This window comes from Pectobacterium hainanensis (genome assembly GCF_046237015.1).
Taxonomy (GTDB): Bacteria; Pseudomonadota; Gammaproteobacteria; order Enterobacterales; family Enterobacteriaceae; genus JBJYIN01.
The window spans coordinates 129,065-150,983 of record NZ_JBJYIN010000010.1 but is presented as its reverse complement, the minus strand read 5'-3'; the positions used below and the strand labels follow the sequence as shown (position 1 = coordinate 150,983).

18 protein-coding genes and 1 pseudogene are annotated in these 21,919 nt (G+C 50.4%); 13 read left to right on the top strand and 6 right to left on the bottom strand.

Annotated features, from left to right (window positions below):
* Positions 1–62: 62 nt before the first annotated feature.
* A pseudogene (locus ACKPVM_RS12325) lies at positions 63–149 on the top strand (glutathione peroxidase); the annotation flags it as partial.
* Between the two features lie 191 nt (positions 150–340).
* Here ACKPVM_RS12325 and metF read toward each other — a convergent pair.
* The 3 genes from metF to metB form a co-directional block, all read right to left on the bottom strand.
* On the bottom strand, positions 341–1,237 hold the full coding sequence (metF, locus tag ACKPVM_RS12320) for a methylenetetrahydrofolate reductase (RefSeq protein WP_409309338.1): 897 nt from the start codon (positions 1,235–1,237) through the stop codon (positions 341–343).
* 272 nt (positions 1,238–1,509) lie between these two features.
* Positions 1,510–3,945 carry a bifunctional aspartate kinase/homoserine dehydrogenase II gene (locus ACKPVM_RS12315; RefSeq protein WP_409309337.1) on the bottom strand — a complete coding sequence of 812 codons (2,436 nt, stop codon included), beginning with the start codon at positions 3,943–3,945 and terminating at the stop codon, positions 1,510–1,512.
* Between the two features lie 2 nt (positions 3,946–3,947).
* Complete coding sequence (gene metB / locus ACKPVM_RS12310) at positions 3,948–5,108, bottom strand: cystathionine gamma-synthase (RefSeq protein WP_409309336.1); 1,161 nt, start codon at positions 5,106–5,108, stop codon at positions 3,948–3,950.
* A gap of 189 nt (positions 5,109–5,297) precedes the next feature.
* Between metB and metJ the strand changes: the two genes are divergently transcribed.
* Positions 5,298–5,618, top strand: coding sequence for a met regulon transcriptional regulator MetJ (gene metJ, locus ACKPVM_RS12305; protein WP_409309335.1), 321 nt, complete (start codon positions 5,298–5,300; stop codon positions 5,616–5,618).
* Positions 5,619–5,755: 137 nt separating this feature from the next.
* On the opposite strand, the gene ACKPVM_RS12300 is transcribed toward metJ, so the two are convergent.
* Both ACKPVM_RS12300 and rpmE read right to left on the bottom strand, forming a co-directional pair.
* Positions 5,756–7,315 (bottom strand): methyl-accepting chemotaxis protein, encoded by a 1,560-nt coding sequence (locus ACKPVM_RS12300; protein ID WP_409309334.1) that lies wholly within the window; start codon positions 7,313–7,315, stop codon positions 5,756–5,758.
* Between the two features lie 408 nt (positions 7,316–7,723).
* Complete coding sequence (rpmE, locus tag ACKPVM_RS12295; RefSeq protein ID WP_409309333.1) at positions 7,724–7,939, bottom strand: 50S ribosomal protein L31; 216 nt, start codon at positions 7,937–7,939, stop codon at positions 7,724–7,726.
* Positions 7,940–8,172: 233 nt separating this feature from the next.
* Here rpmE and priA point away from each other — a divergent pair, with 233 nt between their 5' ends.
* The 7 genes from priA (at position 8,173) to rraA (ending at position 16,645) form a co-directional block, all read left to right on the top strand.
* On the top strand, positions 8,173–10,371 hold the full coding sequence (gene priA, locus ACKPVM_RS12290; protein ID WP_409309332.1) for a primosomal protein N': 2,199 nt from the start codon (positions 8,173–8,175) through the stop codon (positions 10,369–10,371).
* 269 nt (positions 10,372–10,640) lie between these two features.
* Positions 10,641–11,684, top strand: a complete 1,044-nt coding sequence (cytR, locus tag ACKPVM_RS12285) for a DNA-binding transcriptional regulator CytR (RefSeq protein WP_409309352.1) — start codon at positions 10,641–10,643, stop codon at positions 11,682–11,684.
* A gap of 82 nt (positions 11,685–11,766) precedes the next feature.
* Complete coding sequence (gene ftsN / locus ACKPVM_RS12280) at positions 11,767–12,597, top strand: cell division protein FtsN (RefSeq protein ID WP_409309331.1); 831 nt, start codon at positions 11,767–11,769, stop codon at positions 12,595–12,597.
* A gap of 358 nt (positions 12,598–12,955) precedes the next feature.
* Positions 12,956–13,486: an ATP-dependent protease subunit HslV gene (gene hslV / locus ACKPVM_RS12275; RefSeq protein WP_409309330.1), complete on the top strand. Its 531-nt coding sequence runs from the start codon at positions 12,956–12,958 to the stop codon at positions 13,484–13,486.
* Between the two features lie 9 nt (positions 13,487–13,495).
* On the top strand, positions 13,496–14,827 hold the full coding sequence (gene hslU / locus ACKPVM_RS12270) for an ATP-dependent protease ATPase subunit HslU (RefSeq protein ID WP_409309329.1): 1,332 nt from the start codon (positions 13,496–13,498) through the stop codon (positions 14,825–14,827).
* Positions 14,828–15,063: 236 nt separating this feature from the next.
* A complete protein-coding gene (locus ACKPVM_RS12265; RefSeq protein ID WP_409309328.1) occupies positions 15,064–15,981 on the top strand; it encodes a 1,4-dihydroxy-2-naphthoate polyprenyltransferase in 918 nt (305 codons plus the stop codon).
* A 178-nt stretch (positions 15,982–16,159) separates the two neighbouring features.
* On the top strand, positions 16,160–16,645 hold the full coding sequence (rraA, locus tag ACKPVM_RS12260) for a ribonuclease E activity regulator RraA (RefSeq protein ID WP_409309327.1): 486 nt from the start codon (positions 16,160–16,162) through the stop codon (positions 16,643–16,645).
* A gap of 102 nt (positions 16,646–16,747) precedes the next feature.
* Here the strand turns inward: rraA and zapB are convergent, their stop codons facing one another.
* Entirely contained in the window at positions 16,748–16,987 is a 240-nt protein-coding gene (gene zapB / locus ACKPVM_RS12255) for a septal ring assembly protein ZapB (protein ID WP_409309326.1), read from the bottom strand.
* Between the two features lie 478 nt (positions 16,988–17,465).
* Here zapB and ACKPVM_RS12250 point away from each other — a divergent pair, with 478 nt between their 5' ends.
* The 4 genes from ACKPVM_RS12250 (at position 17,466) to fpr (ending at position 21,909) form a co-directional block, all read left to right on the top strand.
* A complete protein-coding gene (locus ACKPVM_RS12250; RefSeq protein WP_409309325.1) occupies positions 17,466–18,305 on the top strand; it encodes an MIP/aquaporin family protein in 840 nt (279 codons plus the stop codon).
* 55 nt (positions 18,306–18,360) lie between these two features.
* Entirely contained in the window at positions 18,361–19,872 is a 1,512-nt protein-coding gene (gene glpK / locus ACKPVM_RS12245) for a glycerol kinase GlpK (protein ID WP_409309324.1), read from the top strand.
* A gap of 127 nt (positions 19,873–19,999) precedes the next feature.
* On the top strand, positions 20,000–21,010 hold the full coding sequence (glpX, locus tag ACKPVM_RS12240; RefSeq protein ID WP_409309323.1) for a class II fructose-bisphosphatase: 1,011 nt from the start codon (positions 20,000–20,002) through the stop codon (positions 21,008–21,010).
* A gap of 152 nt (positions 21,011–21,162) precedes the next feature.
* Entirely contained in the window at positions 21,163–21,909 is a 747-nt protein-coding gene (gene fpr, locus ACKPVM_RS12235) for a ferredoxin--NADP(+) reductase (protein ID WP_409309322.1), read from the top strand.
* Positions 21,910–21,919 lie beyond the last annotated feature (10 nt).

Sequence of the window (21,919 nt, the reverse complement as noted above, 5' to 3'; positions counted from 1 at the left end):
ATTATTCCTATCAACAGACAAAACGAATAATGCATCTCATCACGATATATCTACTTTTATCTACATGCTCCCTCAGCCACCTGCCACGCTATAATGAGTTGGCTAATATATTCAAGTTATTTGGTGTTGATAGCATTTTGTGCATGTCATCGATGTCACGGTTGCCAGCATCTTCAAGAAAATGTTCTGGCATGTAGAGCAGCGATCACGGCGCGATAAGATAACAAAAAACAACGCGTTGATATCGTCATGATTTGCAAAGACAGGAAGATAACGAAATGCGCAGACGATACCGGGTTCGGGGAAAACCAGGCATCGTCTGTATTATGCAAGAGTGAGTTTAGTGTGCGACCACCGGACGAACGCCCAGCGTATGACAAATTGCGTAGCTTAATTCAGCACGATTCAACGTATAAAAATGGAAATCCTTCACACCTTCACGGCTCAGAATTTTAACCATATCCATGGCAATGGACGCGCCAACCATCTTGCGGGTTTCCGGATCGTTATCCAACCCTTCAAACATAGACGTCATCCAGTTCGGCACACGAACATTCGTCATGGTGGCGAAACGCTGTAGCTGTTTGAAGTTAGAAACAGGCAAGATCCCCGGCACAATCTCGACATCGATCCCTGTGGAAACACAGCGATCGCGAAAGCGTAAATAGCTCTCTACATCAAAAAAGAATTGCGTAATCGCACGGTTAGCACCTGCATCAATCTTATGTTTCAAATTGATCAAGTCAGCCTGCGCACTCTTTGCTTCGGGATGGACTTCCGGATAGGCGGCAACAGAAATATCAAAATCACCGACCTCTTTCAGCAACGTCACCAGATCGGATGCATACATTTCTGGTTTTCCACCGGTAGGGGGCAAATCACCCCGCAGCGCGACAATATGACGAATGCCGCTCTGCCAGTAATCCTGCGCGATTTCACGTAACTGCTCACGTGAAGCGTCAATACAAGTCAAGTGTGGGGCGGCTTCCAAGCCCGTGCGTTCTTTAATGGTTTTTATGATGCTGTGAGTACGATCGCGCTCACCCGAATTAGCACCGTAGGTAACAGACACAAACTTCGGCTTTAGGTTACTCAGGCGATCAATAGAATTCCACAAAGTCTCTTCCATATCACTGGTACGCGGCGGGAAAAACTCAAATGAAACATTAATCTGCCCCTGTAATTCCGCCAGACTTTGATTCAGCGCTTCCCGCTGGTTTGCGTGAAAAAAACTCATACCCTGCTACCCCATTCACCGTTGCCGTTATCATCATTTCCATAAACGTCTATACGTTTAGACGTCTATATAGAAAATGACGTAATCTGCCTAAAGAGTCAACGCTTTTCATCAGGATATGCGGTGATGATTACTCAAGCTACATGAATAAAATTCATGTGGTCGATATGAGGATAAAGAAAATAGAGGATTACTCAGACAATGAATTACGCGCCCCAGGAAAACAAGAGCGCGCGATTAGATGTAATCTATTGATAAATAGTCACAAAAAACTAAAGTAGTTGAGCCAACCGGTTTAAATCGGATTGGATAGCGCCAGCCGTTACATCACGCCCCGCACCGGGCCCACGGATCACCAGAGGATTGTCGCGGTACCAGCGACTTTCGATGGCAAACACATTATCACAGGGCAACAATGACGCCAGCGGATGATCCGGCCTGACCGCTTCCACGCCAACCCGCGCTTTGCCATTGCTGTCAAACCGGGCGACGTGTCGCAATACCAACCCCATCTCCTGAGCGGCTTCCAGACGTTGGATCATCTGTTCGTTTAGCGATTCACCATTTTCGAAGAAATAGTCAACAGAACCTTCTTCACAACCTGATGGCACCAACGATTCCACCCGCACCTGACTGGGCTCAATTTCATACCCTGCTTCACGAGCCAAAATCACCAACTTACGCATCACATCCTGTCCAGACAGATCGACACGCGGATCGGGTTCGGTCAACCCTTGCTGGCATGCCTGATCCACGAGCTCAGTAAACGGTACTGAACCATCAAACTGCAAGAATAACCAAGACAGGGTGCCAGAAAAAATACCACTGATTGCAAGAATACTATCACCGCTATCGCGCAGATCCCTGACAGCAAAGTTCACCGGCAACCCAGCGCCGACCGTCGCGTTATACAGCCAATGACGACCCGTTTTAGCAAAGGCGTCCCGGATCTGACGATAATTATTCCCTCCAGAAGCTCCAGCCAACTTGTTAGCACTAATCACATGAAAACCATAGCTGGCAAAATCGAGGTACAAATCGGCAACCGACTCACTGGCCGTGACATCCAGCACCACTAAATCATCGAAGGGATGTGAACGCATCCACAGGAATAAATCTTCACCATCACGCGTCTGTGCTTCATTTTCGAAAAATGCCAACACACGACTGGCGTCCAGACCGTCGTAATTTAGCAAGCTACGAGTACTGTCCACGACGCCTGCCAACACAAATTCAAAGCCTGTCCGGGCAGAGATATTACTCTGCTCACGCGCGAACAGTTCCAGCCAACGCGAGCCAATGTTCCCTTTACCGAACAATACCAGCCCGATGCGTTTTTCCGCCCGGAATAAAGAGTGATGAAGACCACGAATCAGATGTTCTGTCGGGCCAACACGCAATACTGCAACCAGACTAATCCCATCTTCCGACTGCCAGATAAACTCGATCGGCTGATCTTTTAACTGCTGATAAAAACGATGGCTGTGCAGCGGATTTTTCCCCACGCCCGCGCCAACCATCGCAACCAACGCCAGGTTTTCCCGCTTATTTAGCACGACCGGAAGATCTGCCTGAGCCAGCTTCTCCCAGGCGCTGTCCACAACCTCAGAGGTATAGCAGAGCTGTAGCAAATGACGGTCATGATGAACTCCCGTCGCTAGCGGTTTTAACTGTAAACGATTTAAAAGCTGCTCAATGTCGTGCTGTACCTGCAAGAACGCGTCTTCAGCCGGAACCTGAATTTCAATCAGGCAAACGTCATCATGGCTGGTCACTATTTTGGCACCGGTTCCAGAAGCCAATACGCGCTCAATACGCGTCGATCCCTGTTCCGGCTGGTAGCTGCAACGCAACTGCAAATCGATATCACTACCGGATACTGGTTGCAGCGTACGCGCATGTAACACGGGCGCAGCCAATCGCGCCAGTTCACTCGCTTCGTCCAACCGTAGCAGAGGGAGCAGACAGGCATCTTTCACCTTGCGCGGATCAGCACTGTAAACACCAGCGACATCACTCCAAATCGTGACGCGAGCCACGCCCGCCAGCGCACCAATCTGCGTCGCGGAATAATCACTACCGTTACGCCCCAGCAGTACCGTTTCTCCCGCATCATTGCGACAGATAAAGCCGGTCACCACCAGACGGTGCCCCGCATACTTCGTGAGGTATTGCTGCAACAACGGTCGGGATTGTCCTTCGTCTACCTGAGGCTGCGCCGCACGTTCTGCCCGCATAAAATCACGCGCATCCAGCCAGGATGTTTGCATGTCCAGGTGATTAAGTACTGCCGACATCAAACGTGCGGACCAAATCTCGCCGTGTCCCACGACTTCGGCGTATACCGCATCGGTAATTTTGCCATCCAGCAGGGCGGCCAAACGCTCCAGATCGCGAATTAGCAGGGCAATCAGCGGTTCAGCTATCTCAGAAGGAAGCAACCCTGCAATCAAATCACTCTGATAACGACGCAATGCTTGTTGAACCTGATGAGCGGAAAGACGATCGCTTTGGCTCAATTTTAACCAGCTGATCAGCTGGTTGGTGGTACTGCCCGCAGCGGATACCACCATCAGATCTCCTGGATGGCTATACTCCGCCATGATGCCTGCGACACGCAGATAACATTTCACATCCGCCAGGCTGCTACCGCCAAATTTATGCAATTGCCGGTCGGTTACCGGTCCTGCAACTCCTAGTGAACTCATTCTTACCTCTTCGCTGCCGCCTGAAATGCACGATCCAGATCGGCAACGAGATCATCGCCGTCTTCAATACCGGTTGAAATACGCAGTAACGTCTCAGAGATCCCGGCTGCCGCACGCGCTTCGGGAGCCATACCCGCATGAGTCATGGTTGCTGCATGGGAAATCAGGCTTTCCACTCCCCCCAACGATTCAGCCAAAGTAAACAGCTCCAGCGGTTCCAAGAAGCGCCGCAGAGTGTCTTCATCGCCATCTAGCTCAAAGCTTAGCATGGCACCAAACCCAGATTGCTGACGACGCGCAATTTCATGACCCGGATTCTGTGGCAGTGACGGATGATATAATTTCTTCACCAACGGCTGATGTTGCAAGTATTCAACCAATTGCAATGCGTTACGCTGTGCAGCGGCCATACGCGGTGCCAACGTGCGCAGACCACGTAATAACAGATAACTATCAAATGCCGCGCCCGTTACACCGATATTGTTTGCCCACCATGCCAGTTCGGTGACCATTTCCGGATCGCTGGCTATTACCGCTCCCGCAACCACATCGGAGTGACCATTCAGGTACTTAGTGCAGGAGTGCAGCACCAAATCCGCGCCCAACGCCAACGGCTGCTGCAAAGCAGGACTCAGGAAGGTGTTATCCACCACGCTAATCGCACCAGCGGCACGGGCCGCCCGGCAAATTGCCGCAATATCCACGACACGAAGTAATGGGTTGCTGGGGCTTTCAACCAGCACCAGCTTGGGCTTCTCTTCCAGCGCAGCATTGAGCGCCGATTCATCGCCCTGATCGACAAACTTCACGCGAAACGCACCGCGTTTACTCAGGCTGTCGAATAAACGATAGCTACCGCCGTAACAATCATGGGGGGCAACCAGCAAATCCCCCGGACGCAGAAATACCGTACAAACCAGCATAATCGCCGACATACCGCTGCTGGTCATTACCGACCCTGCGCCCCCTTCCAGCTCAGCCAACGCGCGCTGTACAACATCACGAGTCGGATTACCGCGACGTGAATAATCATGCGCTCTTGGCTGATTAAACCCGGTAAAATTATAGGTACTGGAAAGATGAATGGGGGGGACAACGCAGCCGTATTGCTCGTCATCATTTAACCCGCTGCGAACTGCGATCGTTGCCTGTTTACGCGTCATCGGTTTTTCCTGGCTGGAGGCTAAAACATAGGGAAGTAAAGAGTAAACCCACTCTCAACGGACGTCAATACATCTAGACTTCTAAACTTCTTTGCGTATAGATTGAGCATAGGCATAATAACCGCTAGAATTGTGGTATTTCATGACAAATGCTGTCTTCTTCATTGTGATTAATTTTTAAGGTATCCCATGGCTGCTGAGTGGAATGGTGAGTATGTCAGCCCTTACGCTGAACACGGTAAAAAAAGCGAACAGGTCAAAAAGATCACGGTCTCTATTCCGCTGAAAGTCTTGAAAATCCTGACGGATGAGCGAACAAGACGCCAGGTGAATAATTTACGCCACGCAACAAACAGCGAGCTTCTCTGTGAGGCTTTCTTACATGCCTTCACGGGTCAACCCCTTCCAAACGATGAAGATTTGCGTAAAGAACGTAGCGATGAAATTCCTGAAGAAGCGAAAGTTATCATGCGGGAAATGGGGATAGATCCTGATACGTGGGAATATTGATCGTATTTTCCCCATTTTAGTGGTTGATTGTCTATCAGCAGTCATCTGAAACCACCTCGAAAAGAGGTGGTTTCGTCTTTTGGGCCTCAGTGCCAACAGTGCTTAGCCGATGACTTAACGCCTGCGGTTTTCACCTGTTAGCTTGCACCCAACGCCAGATAACTACCTGCGGATTCATCAACGCGGAACTGTTCAACGGTGCGTGACAGTTCTTGCGCTTGCTCACTCAGCGACCTCGCCGCAGCTAGGGCTTCTTCGACGAGCGCAGCATTCTGTTCTGTGCTCTGATCCATCTGCGATATCGCCAGATTAACCTGTTCGATACCAGAGCGTTGTTCTGCGCTAGCCACGCTGATCTCACCCATCATAGATGTGACGCGATGTACACTTTCAACGACCTCACTCATCGTATCGCCAGCCTGCTTCACGAAATCCGAACCTTCGCCAACCTTGGTAACAGAATCATCAATCAGACCTTTAATTTCACGGGCCGCAGATGCAGAGCGCTGCGCCAACGTGCGTACTTCGCTGGCGACTACCGCAAAACCGCGACCTTGTTCACCGGCTCGTGCCGCCTCAACTGCCGCATTCAACGCCAAAATGTTCGTCTGGAAAGCAATGCTGTCGATCACGCCGATGATATCCACAATTTTGCGCGATGATGAGCTAATGGAATCCATCGTCACGACAACCCGACTGACAACATCCCCACCGCGTACCGCCACATCCGATGCCGACACTGCAAGTTCATTCGCATAACGTGCATTATCCGCATTCTGTTTCACCGTCGCGGTCAGTTGTTCCATTGCCGCAGCCGTTTGTTCTAATGCGCTGGCCTGTGACTCAGTACGGGCAGATAAATCGCCATTACCCGATGCGATCTGCGTTGACGCGGTGGCGATAGAGTTTGTGCTGCTGCGCACCTGATTAACGAGATGAGACAGGTTGTCGCGCATCGCCCGGATAGCGTAAAGAATACTGGTTTGATCGCCCGGTTTTGTTTCAACATCAACGCGCAAATTGCCTTCCGCGATTTCACGAACGACATCAACGGCATACTGAGGTTCACCGCCGAGCTGGCGCATCAACGTACGCAGCATATTCCATGCTAACGCGGAAATAGCTAACAACAGAACCAACCCTAAAGACAGCAGAACCAGCGCATTGTGCCAGAACGTCTGCTGAATATCGTCGATATAATCACCGTAACCAATCGTCCAGTCCCAAGGCTCGAATTTGATGACGGCATAAAGCTTCTCAACCTTATTTTGCTGTCCTGGACGTGTTCCTTCCGCGATTACGGTGCCAATCGTATTGCCCTGGAGCGCAGCACGATAACGTTCCCCGGCCTCTTTACCACCATTAGCATCAACGATACCAATGCGCTTAGGATTGGGGTGGACATAGTTCACATCATTCGTGTAACCGCGCACAAAGAAATAGCGATCGCCCTGATGGAAACTGCCGATCGTACGTTTGGCCTCTTTCTCTGCTTCATCGCGCGACAGCTTGCCGCTTTTCTCAAGGTCGTAGGCCTTTTGTGCCGCAGAATGCGCCAGTTGAACCAGCGTAGAAAGCTGGCCAGTACGCTCACTCATCATCGTGTTATAGAGTGTGTTCAGCGCCACCGCAGATAAAATTAACATCCCTAACAAAGTCATGCCGCATAGCAGCGCAATTCTGGTTCGTAATTTCACGTCATTCTTCCCTCTAACGATTTTTCAGATAATTCCGAGTGAAAATTACACTACATTGCCACCTTGAGCTATACCATCCAGGTAGTAATGATAGGTTTTTTAACAAAAAACCATGAAAAATCACCTTATTCGCTCAACATTAAGTCCAAACCGCGCAATAACGATTAAAACCCCGCTAAAAATGATCGAAATCGAACCAAACGAGTCGATGACGAAACCATCACGGCAAAGCCCCAGATCGTCATCTTGGCCTCATGTGTTTATTAATTGCGTTTGCCGGTCATGTCGATGAAATGAAGATGGAGAGATGAAAAGAGAAACAGACGTTGTCAATTGTAGAAACAATCAGGGCGCCTGACGGCGCCCTGATTGTTTCTGCTTAGCTTGTTATCGCTGAACCAAAACAGCTTATTTTTTGCTGCCTGGTACGCTGAAACGCTTGTTAAAGCGTTCAACACGACCACCAGTATCAACAACACGTTGCTTACCAGTATAGAACGGGTGGCATGCGCCACAAACGTCCAGGTTCAGATCGTGACCCACGGTAGAATGGGTTTTGATAACATTACCGCAAGAGCAAGTTGCAGTAACTTCAACGTAATTCGGGTGAATACCTTTTTTCATGGGAAACCTCGATTAAGGCCGTGTCGCTATCCAGCCCTGTTCCGCCAGACACCACACGAAAGTTGAGTAAATGGGTTTATCATGCAAATAGCGTGATCGTTTATGCTAACTACACAATGGCGGCGGATCATACAGAAACTGATAACCCGATGCAATCGCATCCACACATTATCACTCACTGCATGTACACTAGCGCATTACATCATTCTACGTCTGACCCAACCGGAGCTGTCATGCCTGTCGCCCAAATCGCACTGCCCGTGCCATTAGCACGTACATTCGATTACACACTCCCCACTGATGGCATCATGCCACAGGTAGGCGTGCGCGTCAGCGTGTCCTTTGGTAACCGCAAGGCCATCGGCATCGTCACCGCATTGAGCGAATCAAGCGTACTCCCGCTGGATCAATTGAAACCTATACACGCGGTACTGGATGATCACCCCTTGTTTCCTACCAGCCTGTGGCGAATTCTAATGTGGGCGGTGGATTATTATCACTATCCTATTGGTGAAGTGCTATTCCATGCGTTACCCGTCTTATTACGCCAAGGTAAACCCGCCCATCGCGCACCACTCTGGCAATGGTTCGCCACCGAACAAGGACGAGCCACACCGTTAAGCTCACTCAAACGGGCACCTAAACAACAGCAGGCATTGGCAACACTCATCCAGGGCCCGATCTATCGTCATCAGGTTAGTGAAACCGAATTAACAGAATCAGTATTCCAGGCGTTGCGTAATAAAGGGTTATGCGATTTAAAAGCTGCCGAGCAGGCAACTCACGATTGGCGTAAAGATTTCAGTACCGCCACAGAACGTCTTCGGCTAAGTACCGAACAGGCAACCGCCGTTGGCGCCATTCGTAGCGAAGATCGTCATTTTGCCGCATGGTTATTGGCCGGTATCACTGGCTCCGGTAAAACGGAAGTCTACCTGAGCGTACTGGAAAACGTGCTGGCACAGGGAAAGCAAGCGCTGGTGCTGGTGCCGGAGATAGGCCTGACGCCGCAGACGATTGCCCGATTCCGCGAACGCTTCAACGCCCCCGTCGATGTACTACATTCCGGCCTGAATGACAGCGAGCGACTTGCCGTCTGGCTCAGAGCGCGACAGGGTGAAACGGCAATTGTCATCGGTACGCGATCGGCCCTGTTCACCCCATTTGCCAGACTGGGGGTGATCGTTATCGATGAAGAACATGATGGTTCGTATAAACAACAGGAAGGCTGGCGCTATCATGCTCGCGATCTGGCGGTATTCCGTGCCCGAGAAGAAGATATCCCAGTCGTCATGGGAACCGCGACACCTGCGCTGGAAACGCTGTATAACGTACAAATCGGCAAATACCGTCAATTAAAGCTGACCAAACGCCCTGGCAACGCGATGCTGGCACGTCAGCATATTCTTGATTTGAAGGGGTTGCCTCTCACTACGGGGTTACCACAGCCACTCATCACTCGTATCCGTCACCATTTGGCACAGGATAATCAAGTCATTTTATTCCTGAATCGTCGCGGATTTGCGCCAGTGGTGATGTGCCACGAATGTGGTTGGATCGCTGAATGCCAACGTTGCGATCATTACTATACCCTACACCAGCATCAGAAAATGCTGCGCTGTCACCATTGCGACAGCCAGCGCCCAGTGCCGCATCAGTGTCCCGGTTGCGGGTCCACCAATCTGGTACCGATCGGTCTTGGTACGGAACAGTTGGAACAATCGCTGTCGCCGCTCTTTCCCGATACCCCCATCACCCGTATCGATCGGGACACCACCAGTCGTAAAGGTACGCTGGAACATCAGCTATCACAGGTGAGACAAGGCGGCGCTCGTATCCTGATCGGTACACAAATGCTGGCGAAGGGGCACCATTTCCCTGACGTAACGCTGGTTGCTTTACTGGATGTAGACAGTTCGCTCTTTTCGGCAGATTTTCGCGCAGCAGAACGCTTCGCCCAACTTTATACTCAGGTTTCAGGACGCGCGGGACGTGCCGGTAAAGCGGGGGAAGTCGTGTTACAGACACACCATCCAGAACACCCTTTATTGCAAATACTGCTGCAACAGGGTTATGACGCTTTCGCCAGCCAGACTTTAAAAGAGCGAAAAAGCGTTTTTCTCCCTCCGTTCACTAACCATATTCTGTTCCGTGCTGACGATCATGATAATCAGCAGGCTGCTCTTTTCCTACAGCAGTTGCGCAACCTGTTGGAAGCCAGCCCGCTACAGGATGAGTCGCTGTGGATCCTGGGGCCAGTGCCAGCCCTTCAACCCAAACGCGCCGGGCGCTTCCGCTGGCAGTTATTATTACAGCACCCTTCTCGAGGCGTATTGCAACGTCTGGTTAAAACGTCCATGACGCTCATTGATACGCTACCGCAAGCACGCAAAGTGAAATGGGTGTTAGATGTAGACCCGACGGACGGTTAAGCCTTCCACTTTCCACAACCCCGGTCCATTGTTGCGAACCACCTCGTAAAACCGATATTCATCACACTTTCTATGCAAATTAAGCAACAAAAATTGCGCTCAATCTGTTAAGAATGTGGGTGAAAACAGTATGCTGAAAAAGATTACCCCACCAATATGACAACACCCCGGCACGGTGATGAATGATGGCGCATCATCATCTTCGTGCGAAGGGGGAAGCAATAACCCGGCTGGTCGCGCCAGTTAAAACTGACGCAAGGAGAAAAGCGTTGGAACAGAAAAAAGCAGTCACGACAGCGACGATGAAAGACGTCGCGGACGAGGCCGGTGTATCCACCGCCACGGTGTCCCGCACGTTGATGAATCCGGAAAAAGTCTCCGCAACAACGAGAAAAAAAGTCGAACAAGCGGTGACCACGGTAGGTTACGCCCCTCATGCCCTGGCCAGAAACCTGAAACGTAACGAATCACGAACCATCTTAACTATCGTGCCAGATATCTGTGATCCCTACTTTTCTGAAATATTCAGAGGCATTGAGGAAACCGCGGCGGAACACGGGTATCTGGTTCTGGTTGGCGATTGCGCACATCAACGTCAGAAAGAAAAAACCTTCGTTGATTTAATCATTACGAAACAAATTGATGGCATGTTACTGCTGGGATCAGACCTACCGTTCGATGCAAGTAAAGAAGAACAGCGAAATCTACCGCCGATGGTGATGGCGAACGAATTTGCACCGGAATTGGAACTGCCTACGGTCCATATTGATAATCTCACCGCTGCATTCGATGCAGTACACTACTTACACCAGCTCGGTCACCAACGGATCGCCTGCATTGCCGGTCCAGAACACACGCATCTGAGCCAATATCGGCTACAAGGCTATATACAGGCACTGCGTCGCAGTGGCATTGCTGTCGATAACCAATACATCATCCGGGGTGATTTTACCTATGAAACGGGCGTAAATGGCTTGATTGCACTGATGAAACACCCACAGCCACCCAGCGCAATTTTTTGTCATAGCGACATGATGGCATTGGGCGTACTGTCGCAGGCCAGAAAAATGGAGTTAGCCATCCCACGCGATATTTCCGTGGTCGGTTTTGACGATATCGCTCAGGCACAGTATTGTTGCCCGCCGCTGACAACGGTGGCACAGCCGCGTTATCAGATCGGACGTGAAGCAATGCTGCTATTATTAGAGCAGTTGCACGGCAATACCGTTCGTAGCGGCTCACGATTACTGGCCAGTGAACTTGTCATACGAGAGAGTTCGGCAGCGTTGAATTATTCTCGCAACAGGCTTTAAGAATTCAGGTGCTGGTCAAATATTTTAGGGTTCAGTAACATGGCCCCCTAATACTTTTTATCTCATTCACAGCGAAACGACAGTGGCACAAAGAGACTATGTCAGCCGGGGCCGTGCAGGTACGCGCCGGAAAAAGACAACCAGCCGAAGAAAGGGTAATACGTCAGGTGCATCCAAAACCATGGTAGCTCTGGCTGTTGCCGTTTTGGTCACGTTTGCGGGCGGGCTCTATTTTATCGCGCACAACAAACCAGAAGAATCGCCAGTATTACCACATCAAAACGCCGCAGGAAAAGGCAATGGCCTCCCTCCTAAGCCTGAAGAGCGTTGGCGTTATATTAAAGAGCTGGAAAACCGCCAGTTGGGTGTGGCGTCGCCAACTGAGCCTTCCGCTGGCGGAGAAGTCCGGTCTCCCGTACAACTAACGGATGAACAGCGTCAACTGCTGGAACAGATGCAATCAGATATGCGTCGCCAACCGACGCAACTTTCAGAAGTGCCGTATAACGACCAAACGCCGGTACCGCGTTCGCAAGTTACGATCAAACCACCGTCACCCGCGCAGCAAACCCCGGTTGTCACGGCACCGCCACCTGCCGTTCGGGCACCAGTGGCAGCAACGCCTACACCGCCAAAGCAGGAACCGGTAAAACAACCCGAAGCGCCAAAACCGGAAAAAGAGAAAAACCAACGCTGGGTCGTTCAATGCGGCTCATTCAAAACCATGGAACCAGCCGAATCAGTGCGAGCACAATTGGCCTTTGCTGGCATCGAAAGCCGCATCGCGTCGAGCGGTGGATGGAACCGCATTATGTTGGGGCCTTACAATAACCGCGCTACCGCAGACAGTATGCTGCAACGCCTGAAAGGTGCTGGGGCATCAAACTGCATCCCGCTTGCCAGCGGGGGTTGAAAAACTTTACCCATTCCCCCATCTATATCCTAAATAATTCAAGTTTCAGGAAGACGGCAAGTGAGGGACAAATTCGTCGGGAACGAATTTGAACAGCCAACGGCTGGCCTCCGGTGAGAGACAGGATGTCTCTCATTTAATCCCGATGAGCTTACTTGAGTAAGTGATTCGGGTGACAAATCTGCCGGGAGCAGATTTGAACGCTGCTTGCAGCGGCCCCAACGGGGCGAGGCTCATGGATGAGCCGAGTAACGAGCGCAGCCAACGCACATGCAACTTGAAGTATGACGGGTATATACCTTAACTACACCCCGCCCGCTTGGCGGGGGCCTTTTTCTTCAGTAACGGGGACTCACTCGTGACAACTATTGTAAGTGTACGCCGCAACGGCCATGTGGTCATCGGCGGTGATGGGCAAGCCACGCTGGGCAACACCGTCATGAAGGGCAATGTGCGTAAAGTTCGTCGCCTCTATAACGATCGCGTTATTGCCGGTTTCGCTGGTGGTACGGCGGATGCTTTCACCTTGTTTGAGCTTTTTGAGCGCAAACTGGAAATGCATCAGGGGCATCTGGTAAAAGCAGCGGTCGAACTGGCGAAAGACTGGCGTACCGATCGCATGTTGCGTCGGCTTGAGGCTTTACTTGCCGTTGCTGATGAAAACGCGTCATTGATCATTACAGGTAATGGCGATGTCGTGCAGCCAGAAAACGATCTGATTGCTATCGGTTCTGGCGGGCCATATGCTCAGGCCGCCGCTCGCGCCTTGCTTGAAAACACAGAATTGAACGCACGGGATATTGTCGAAAAGTCGTTAGGTATTGCTGGCGATATCTGTATCTACACCAACCAGTTCCACACGATTGAAGAATTAGCCTCAAAGGCGTAAGGATCCACCATGTCTGAAATGACCCCGCGCGAAATAGTGAGTGAACTCGATAGCTATATCATTGGTCAGCAAAAAGCCAAACGAGCCGTTGCGATTGCCTTGCGTAATCGCTGGCGTCGAATGCAGTTGGAAGAAACACTGCGTCACGAAGTCACCCCCAAAAATATCCTGATGATTGGTCCAACCGGTGTCGGCAAAACGGAAATCGCCCGCCGTCTGGCTAAGCTAGCGAATGCGCCGTTCATCAAGGTTGAAGCCACCAAATTCACCGAAGTTGGCTATGTTGGTAAAGAAGTCGACTCGATTATCCGTGACTTAACGGATTCGGCGATCAAGATGGTGCGTCATCAGTCCATTGAAAAGAATCGCTACCGTGCGGAAGAGTTGGCGGAAGAGCGTATTCTGGATGTGTTGATCCCTCCGGCGAAAAACAACTGGGGGCAGGCAGAAGAAGTCAGTGAACCCTCTGCGGCCCGTCAGGCTTTCCGTAAAAAATTACGCGAAGGTCAGTTAGATGATAAAGAAATTGAAATCGAACTGGCTGCGGCCCCCGTTGGCGTTGAAATTATGGCGCCTCCTGGCATGGAAGAGATGACGAACCAGCTACAGTCCATGTTCCAGAATCTGGCGGGTCAGAAACAAAAAGCGCGTAAAGTCAAAATTAAAGAAGCGTTTAAGCTGTTGGTTGAAGAAGAAGCGGCCAAGTTGGTCAATCCTGAAGAGCTAAAACAGCAGGCCATTGAGGCCGTCGAACAACACGGTATCGTGTTTATCGATGAGATCGATAAAATCTGTAAGCGTGGTGAAAGCTCTGGCCCAGATGTGTCTCGTGAAGGTGTTCAGCGTGATTTATTGCCGCTGGTAGAAGGTTGCACGGTTTCGACCAAGCACGGCATGGTAAAAACCGACCATATTCTGTTTATCGCCTCGGGGGCATTTCAGGTTGCCAGCCCATCCGATTTGATCCCGGAATTACAAGGCCGTTTACCCATCCGTGTTGAATTACAGGCGCTGACGACAGAAGATTTTGAGCGTATCCTGACGGAACCGAGCGCCTCTCTGACCGAGCAATATAAAGCCCTGATGGCCACCGAAGGCGTCAATATTGAGTTTTCTGCCGAGGGGATTCGTCGTATTGCAGAAGCCGCATGGCAGGTTAACGAACGCACTGAGAATATCGGCGCACGTCGTTTACATACCGTATTGGAGCGTCTGATAGAAGATATTTCTTACGATGCCAGCGAAATGGGTGGTCAAAATGTTACCATTGACGCAGATTACGTACGTAGTCACCTGGATGAATTAGTTGCAGATGAAGATCTAAGCCGATTTATCTTATAATCCGTTTCACGGATCGCCCGGTTTATAAAATGGGAGGCCTCGGCCTCCCATTTGAGGTTAATGACAAACCTCGCTATCCCTCACGCAGCAAGGATGACGAATGCAAATTCGGCGTGACGCATCGCGACGTGGCCAATGGTTCCGTTTATATTTATCGCATTGTCGTTAAAGAAATTATTTATTCATAAACAAATACTTCCCTCATTTGGGAGTATCAATAAAAACTGAAGCACACCATGACCTTATCAACCCATAGCAGCAAAACCAAAGCCTGGCTGGATAGCTTACGCCCTAAAACATTGCCATTGGCTTTCGCTTCTATCGTCACCGGCTCTGCAATTGCAAGCTGGCATAGCAGTTTTAAACCGGGAGTGGCGTTACTCGCGTTACTCACCGCAGGATTGCTACAGATTCTTTCTAATCTGGCCAATGACTATGGGGATGCGGTAAAAGGCAGCGACACCGAAGACCGTATCGGGCCATTACGTGGTATCCAAACCGGTGCAATCAGTCTGTCACAGTTAAGAAACGCGCTCATTGTCACCATCGTGCTCACCATTATCTCAGGCGTATCACTGGTGGTTATCGCGTGTGAAAAGCCAAGCGATATTATCGGCTTTCTGGTTCTGGGTTTACTGGCGATTTTTGCCGCAATTACCTATACCGTCGGCAATCGTCCCTACGGCTATATCGGGCTCGGCGACATTTCGGTACTCATATTTTTTGGCTGGCTTAGCGTTGCGGGTTCCTATTATCTTCAAACCGGTCATTTCGATAGCATCGTGATGCTTCCCGCTACCGCCTGCGGCCTGCTTGCTACTGCGGTATTAAATATTAATAACTTGCGCGATATTGATAATGATCGGCTCAGCGGCAAAAACACGCTGGCCGTTCGTCTTGGCGCACAAAAAGCACGCTGCTATCACACGCTGTTATTAATGCTGGCCCCTTTCTGTCTCGGTCTGTTTGCTATGCTGTACTTACATAGTCTGGCTGGCTGGCTCTTCCTCCTGACGCTTCCCCTACTGCTTAAACAAGCTATTTATGTGCTACGTGAAACCAGTGCGTTCAGTATGCGTCCTATGCTGGAAAAAACGGTCAAAGGGGCGTTGCTGACCAATATCCTGTTTGCCGTCGGCGTAATACTCAGCTAAAAATTGAAATTGGGACGCCCCAATAACATCGTGTTAATGGGGTTTGCTTGACTCAAAGGGATGGCGAAGCGTTAATTGCCGTTTACTGATTCTCATCAAGTTAACATTTGATGATTTTGCCAACACCCGTCAGAAAGGGATATACTCACCATTCCAGCGGCAACCTGACATTAATCCTATGAAATACGATACTTCCGAACTGTGCGATATTTACCACGAAGAGGTGAACGTTGTTGAACCTCTGTTCTCTAATTTTGGCGGGCGTACTTCATTTGGTGGAAAAATCACCACGGTGAAATGTTTTGAGGATAATGGCCTGCTTTACGATCTGCTGGAAGAAAATGGCCTCGGACGAGTATTGCTTATTGATGGCGGAGGCTCAGTGCGCCGCGCCTTAATCAACGCAGAGCTAGCCAGGTTAGCGACACAAAATGAATGGGAAGGTATCGTCATCTATGGCGCAGTGCGTCAGGTGGACGATCTCGCCGAACTGGATATCGGAATTCAGGCAATGGCAGCGATCCCAGCAGGCGCTACCAGTGAAGGTATTGGAGAGAGCGATATTCGGGTGAATTTTGGCGGTGTGACGTTCTTCTCCGGCGACCACCTGTACGCCGACAACACCGGTATTATTCTGGCAGAAGATCCGCTGGATATTGAATAACCGTCAGTATTGCACAACCGATCAGTATTATATAATCGATCAGTATCGCACTGCCAAACAGAATCCCCGCCTTCGCGGGGATGATTAACAAGCAGTAAGCGCTTAAACTTCTTCCATCTTGCCTAACAGCGCGCGCAGACGCTCTTGCCATACCGCCTGTTCTTCTTTCAATTGTGCATTTTCACGCACGAGCGCTTCCTGGGAACCCGCAGCAGCCTGAACATCTTGTGACAGCGTGTTGTTCTGTTCTTTTAGCTCTTCGATTTCCATTTGCAACAGCGTGATCGTATCAATCGCCTGCTGAACTTTTGCTTCCAGCTTTTCAAACACTTCAAATGACATTCTTCAAACCCCTTTTAATCGCAAGGCATAAACCGGTAATAATGCCCGTTTAATACACCTCTGGACATAACCTGATGGCGAAACCGACCATAGCTGAATTGTATGTAGCCAATGGCTCGCTGTCTAGCGGACATCCCATACAACGCCGAGTGTGACGGTTTTTATTTATTACCACTATCAGCACAAACTGAAAAAGCACGACCTAGTCTGACATGGCAACAGTCATGTTAATTATTTCACCGATTATTTAACATAAAATGGACGCTATCGACCACCAAGTCACAAAATAATAGGCGAATTCGCACATTTTTTGACGAGCAACACACATTTCGATTTCGATACTTCTCGTTTACGCTCATTAACGATAAATTCACATTATCAGGACGTTCAAAGCCATGGTCGTTCTTTGTTTGTAAAATCACTGTTTGTGAAATCACTCAAGACCAACCACTCTGTATTCAACAAGTAGGAAAACAACATGAGTCAATCAGAGCGTTCCCCCCTAAAAGGTCAATGTATCGCTGAGTTTCTGGGCACTGGCCTATTAATTTTCTTCGGCGTGGGCTGTGTCGCAGCACTAAAGTTAGCCGGAGCCAGCTTTGGTCAATGGGAAATCAGTGTTATCTGGGGCCTGGGAGTGGCAATGGCAATCTATCTGACAGCGGCCATCTCTGGAGCGCATCTGAACCCGGCAGTGACCATCGCACTATGGCTGTTCGCCTGTTTTGATGGTAAGAAAGTCATTCCTTATATTCTTGCTCAAGTTGCAGGAGCCTTCTGCGCCGCAGCATTAGTCTATGCCCTGTACTACAATTTGTTCGTAGATTTCGAGCAGGCAAACAATATGGTACGCGGTAGCGTCGAGAGCCTGAATCTCGCGGGCATCTTCTCCACTTACCCCAACCCGCATATTTCAGTGATGCAGGCATTTTTAATTGAAACCGTGATTACCGCCATCCTAATGTGTCTGATTCTAGCGTTAACGGATGATGGTAACGGTATTCCACGTGGGCCGCTGGCTCCGCTATTGATCGGTATTTTAATCGCCGTCATCGGGGCTTCGATGGGGCCGCTGACTGGATTCGCACTTAACCCGGCGCGTGACTTTGGTCCAAAACTTTTTGCCTTCCTGGCAGGCTGGGGAGACGTTGCGTTAACTGGCGCACGCGATATTCCGTACTTTCTGGTACCCATTTTTGGTCCGCTAGTCGGTGCTTGCTTAGGCGCATTCGGTTACCGTGCCTTAATCGGCCGCCACCTGCCATGTGATGTATGCGAAGCAGACAACGAAACGACGACGCGCACAGAAACCCGCTAAATGTCGTGTTACCGCGAATTGCCTTTTTATGGCTAACCATTACAGGATTAGATTTATGAACCCGGAAAAAAAATACATTGTCGCACTCGACCAGGGTACCACCAGCTCCCGTGCCGTTGTGCTGGATCACGACGCCAATATTATCAGCGTCTCACAGCGTGAATTCAGCCAAATTTATCCTAAAGCCGGTTGGGTAGAACACGATCCGATGGAAATCTGGGCTTCGCAGAGTTCAACACTGGTTGAAGTGCTGGCTAAAGCAGATATTAGCGCGGATGAAGTCGCAGGGATCGGTATCACCAACCAGCGTGAAACCACTATTGTGTGGGAAAAAGAAACAGGCAAGCCTATTTATAACGCTATTGTCTGGCAATGTCGTCGAACGGCGGAGATCTGCGAACGACTCAAAAAAGAAGGTTTGGAAGAGTATGTTCGTAACACGACCGGTCTGGTCGTTGACCCTTATTTCTCCGGCACCAAGGTGAAATGGATTTTGGATCACGTCGAGGGCTCTCGTGAACGCGCTCAGCGCGGTGAACTCCTGTTCGGTACCGTAGACACCTGGCTGATCTGGAAAATGACACAGGGACGCGTTCACGTTACCGATTATACCAATGCCTCACGTACCATGCTGTTCAACATCCATACGCTCGAATGGGATGAGCGCATGCTGGAAGCATTAGATATTCCTCGCGCGATGCTGCCAGAAGTCCGCGCTTCTTCCGAGGTCTATGGTCAAACCAACATTGGCGGTAAGGGTGGTACGCGTATTCCGATCGCGGGTATCGCAGGAGATCAGCAGGCCGCGCTGTATGGACAACTTTGCGTCCACCCTGGCATGGCCAAAAACACCTATGGCACCGGCTGCTTCCTGCTCATGAATACTGGTAACGAAGCCGTGCTCTCCAAACACGGTTTACTGACTACCATCGCCTGCGGACCTCGCGGTGAAGTTAACTATGCTCTGGAAGGATCCGTTTTCGTTGGCGGCGCATCAATCCAGTGGTTGCGCGATGAACTTAAGCTGATCGGCGACTCCATGGACTCTGAATATTTTGCCACCAAGGTAAAAGATACCAATGGCGTCTATGTCGTTCCCGCCTTTACCGGTTTGGGTGCGCCCTACTGGGACCCGTATGCCCGTGGCGCGATTTTCGGTTTGACCCGTGGCGTCAACGCGAACCACATTATTCGTGCCACGCTGGAATCCATTGCTTTCCAGACTCGTGACGTGCTGGATGCCATGCAGGCCGACGCCAATACGCGTTTGAAAGCACTGCGTGTCGATGGCGGAGCGGTCGCCAACAACTTCCTGATGCAGTTCCAGTCAGATATCCTCGGTACGCGCGTGGAACGCCCGGAAGTACGTGAATCCACCGCATTAGGTGCTGCGTTCCTGGCAGGGCTAGCGACCGGATTCTGGAACGATCTGGATGAAGTCAAAAGCAAAGCCACGATCGAGCGTGAATTCCGCCCTGGTATTGAAACAGTGGAACGTAACTACCGTTACAGTGGCTGGCAAAAAGCCGTTGCCCGCGCACGTAACTGGGAAGAACACGACGCATAATGTCATTCAGGGCGCGCGAGTCGCGCCCTTTGTTTAATCACATCGCACTGACTCCCCTCAGCAATCCACTGTGATAAAATCCCGCCCGTTTACTCTTCTCTTCCCGATCAAAAACAGACAGGTATCCATGAAACGTGAATTAGCCATCGAATTCTCACGCGTCACCGAAGCGGCGGCGCTAGCAGGCTATAAATGGTTAGGCCGTGGTGATAAAAACGCTGCGGATAATGCTGCGGTGCAAGCCATGCGCATTATGCTCAATCAGGTCAATATCAATGGTCAAATTGTCATTGGCGAAGGTGAAATCGACGACGCGCCCATGCTTTTCATCGGTGAGCAGGTGGGGACCGGTCAGGGAGAAGCCGTCGATATCGCCGTTGATCCTATTGAAGGCACCCGGATGACAGCCATGGGTCAGGCCAATGCCTTAGCGGTGCTGGCCGTTGGCGAAAAAGGCGCGTTTCTCCACGCGCCTGACATGTACATGGAAAAATTGATTGTCGGCCCTGCGGCAAAGGGCGTGATTGACCTGTCTCGTCCTCTGGCTGAGAACCTGCGCAATATCGCGATAAAACTGGCGAAACCGCTCAGTCAATTAACCGTCATCACGCTGGCAAAACCACGCCACGACGCCTGCATTGCGGAAATGCAGCAATTGGGGGTAAAAGTGTTCGCCATTCCCGACGGTGATGTTGCCGCATCTATTCTTACCTGTATGCCTGACAGCGAAGTGGACGTGCTGTACGGTATCGGCGGTGCGCCGGAAGGTGTCATTTCAGCCGCGGTCATTCGCGCACTTGATGGCGATATGCAAGGTCGCTTGCTGGCCCGTCATCAGGTAAAAGGCGATACCGCAGAAAACCGTCATATTGGTGAAAATGAACTGGCTCGCTGCCAGCAAATGGGGATTGAAGCCGACAAAGTTTTACAACTGAGTGATATGGCGCGTAATGATAACGTGATTTTTTCAGCCACGGGGATCACCAAAGGCGACTTGCTTGAGGGGATCTCCCGCAAGGGAAATATCGCCACCACGGAAACCTTACTGATCCGGGGTAAATCAAGGACGATCCGTCGAATTAAATCCACACATTACCTCGATCGCAAAGATCAAACGCTACATGATTTCTTACTGTAACCGATCGCGGAACAATACGTTTTAACCGATGATTTGTTTCACAATTGTTAATAGATAGCGTATCTTAGAGGCGGTCGATCATGGCCGCACTCGCCTACCGTAATAATATGTAAGGGTATAAGGGCGAACACAGAGAACAGGAGCGCAGCACGATGGCTGAATGGGTCACAGGCAACGTTATTCAGGTGGAACACTGGACAGAAAGTTTGTTTAGCATTCGGGTCACCGCCCCCACCGATCCGTTTACGGCCGGACAATATGCAAAGCTGGCGCTAGAGCTTAACGGTGAAAAAGTTCAGCGTGCCTACTCCTATGTCAACGCGCCCAGTAATCCTCATCTCGAATTTTACTTGGTTAACGTACCAGAGGGGAAACTCAGCCCTCATTTGCATGCCATGCAACCCGGTGCAGAAATCATGATCACCAAAGACGCGACCGGCTTTTTCGTGCTGGAAGAAATTCCCACCTGCGAAACCCTATGGATGCTGGCAACTGGTACTGCCATCGGACCGTATCTTTCCATCCTCCAGGAAGGCAACGATTTGGCGCGTTTTAAAAACATCGTACTGGTCCATGCCGCCCGCTTCGCCCGCGATTTAAGCTATCTGCCATTAATGCAGCAGCTACAACAACGCTATAACGGCAAGTTACGTATCCAGACTGTCGTCAGCCGTGAAGAGGAAGTGGGTTCATTAACAGGACGAGTTCCGGCGCTAATCAGTAATGGTTCGCTGGAAGCAACGGTAGGTTTATCAATGGATGCGGCAACCAGCCATGTCATGCTGTGCGGCAACCCGCAAATGGTACGTGATACGCAGCAAGTGCTAAAAGACGAACGCCAGATGACTAAGCATCTGCGCCGCAGACCCGGACATATGACCAGCGAACATTACTGGTAATCAACGCTAT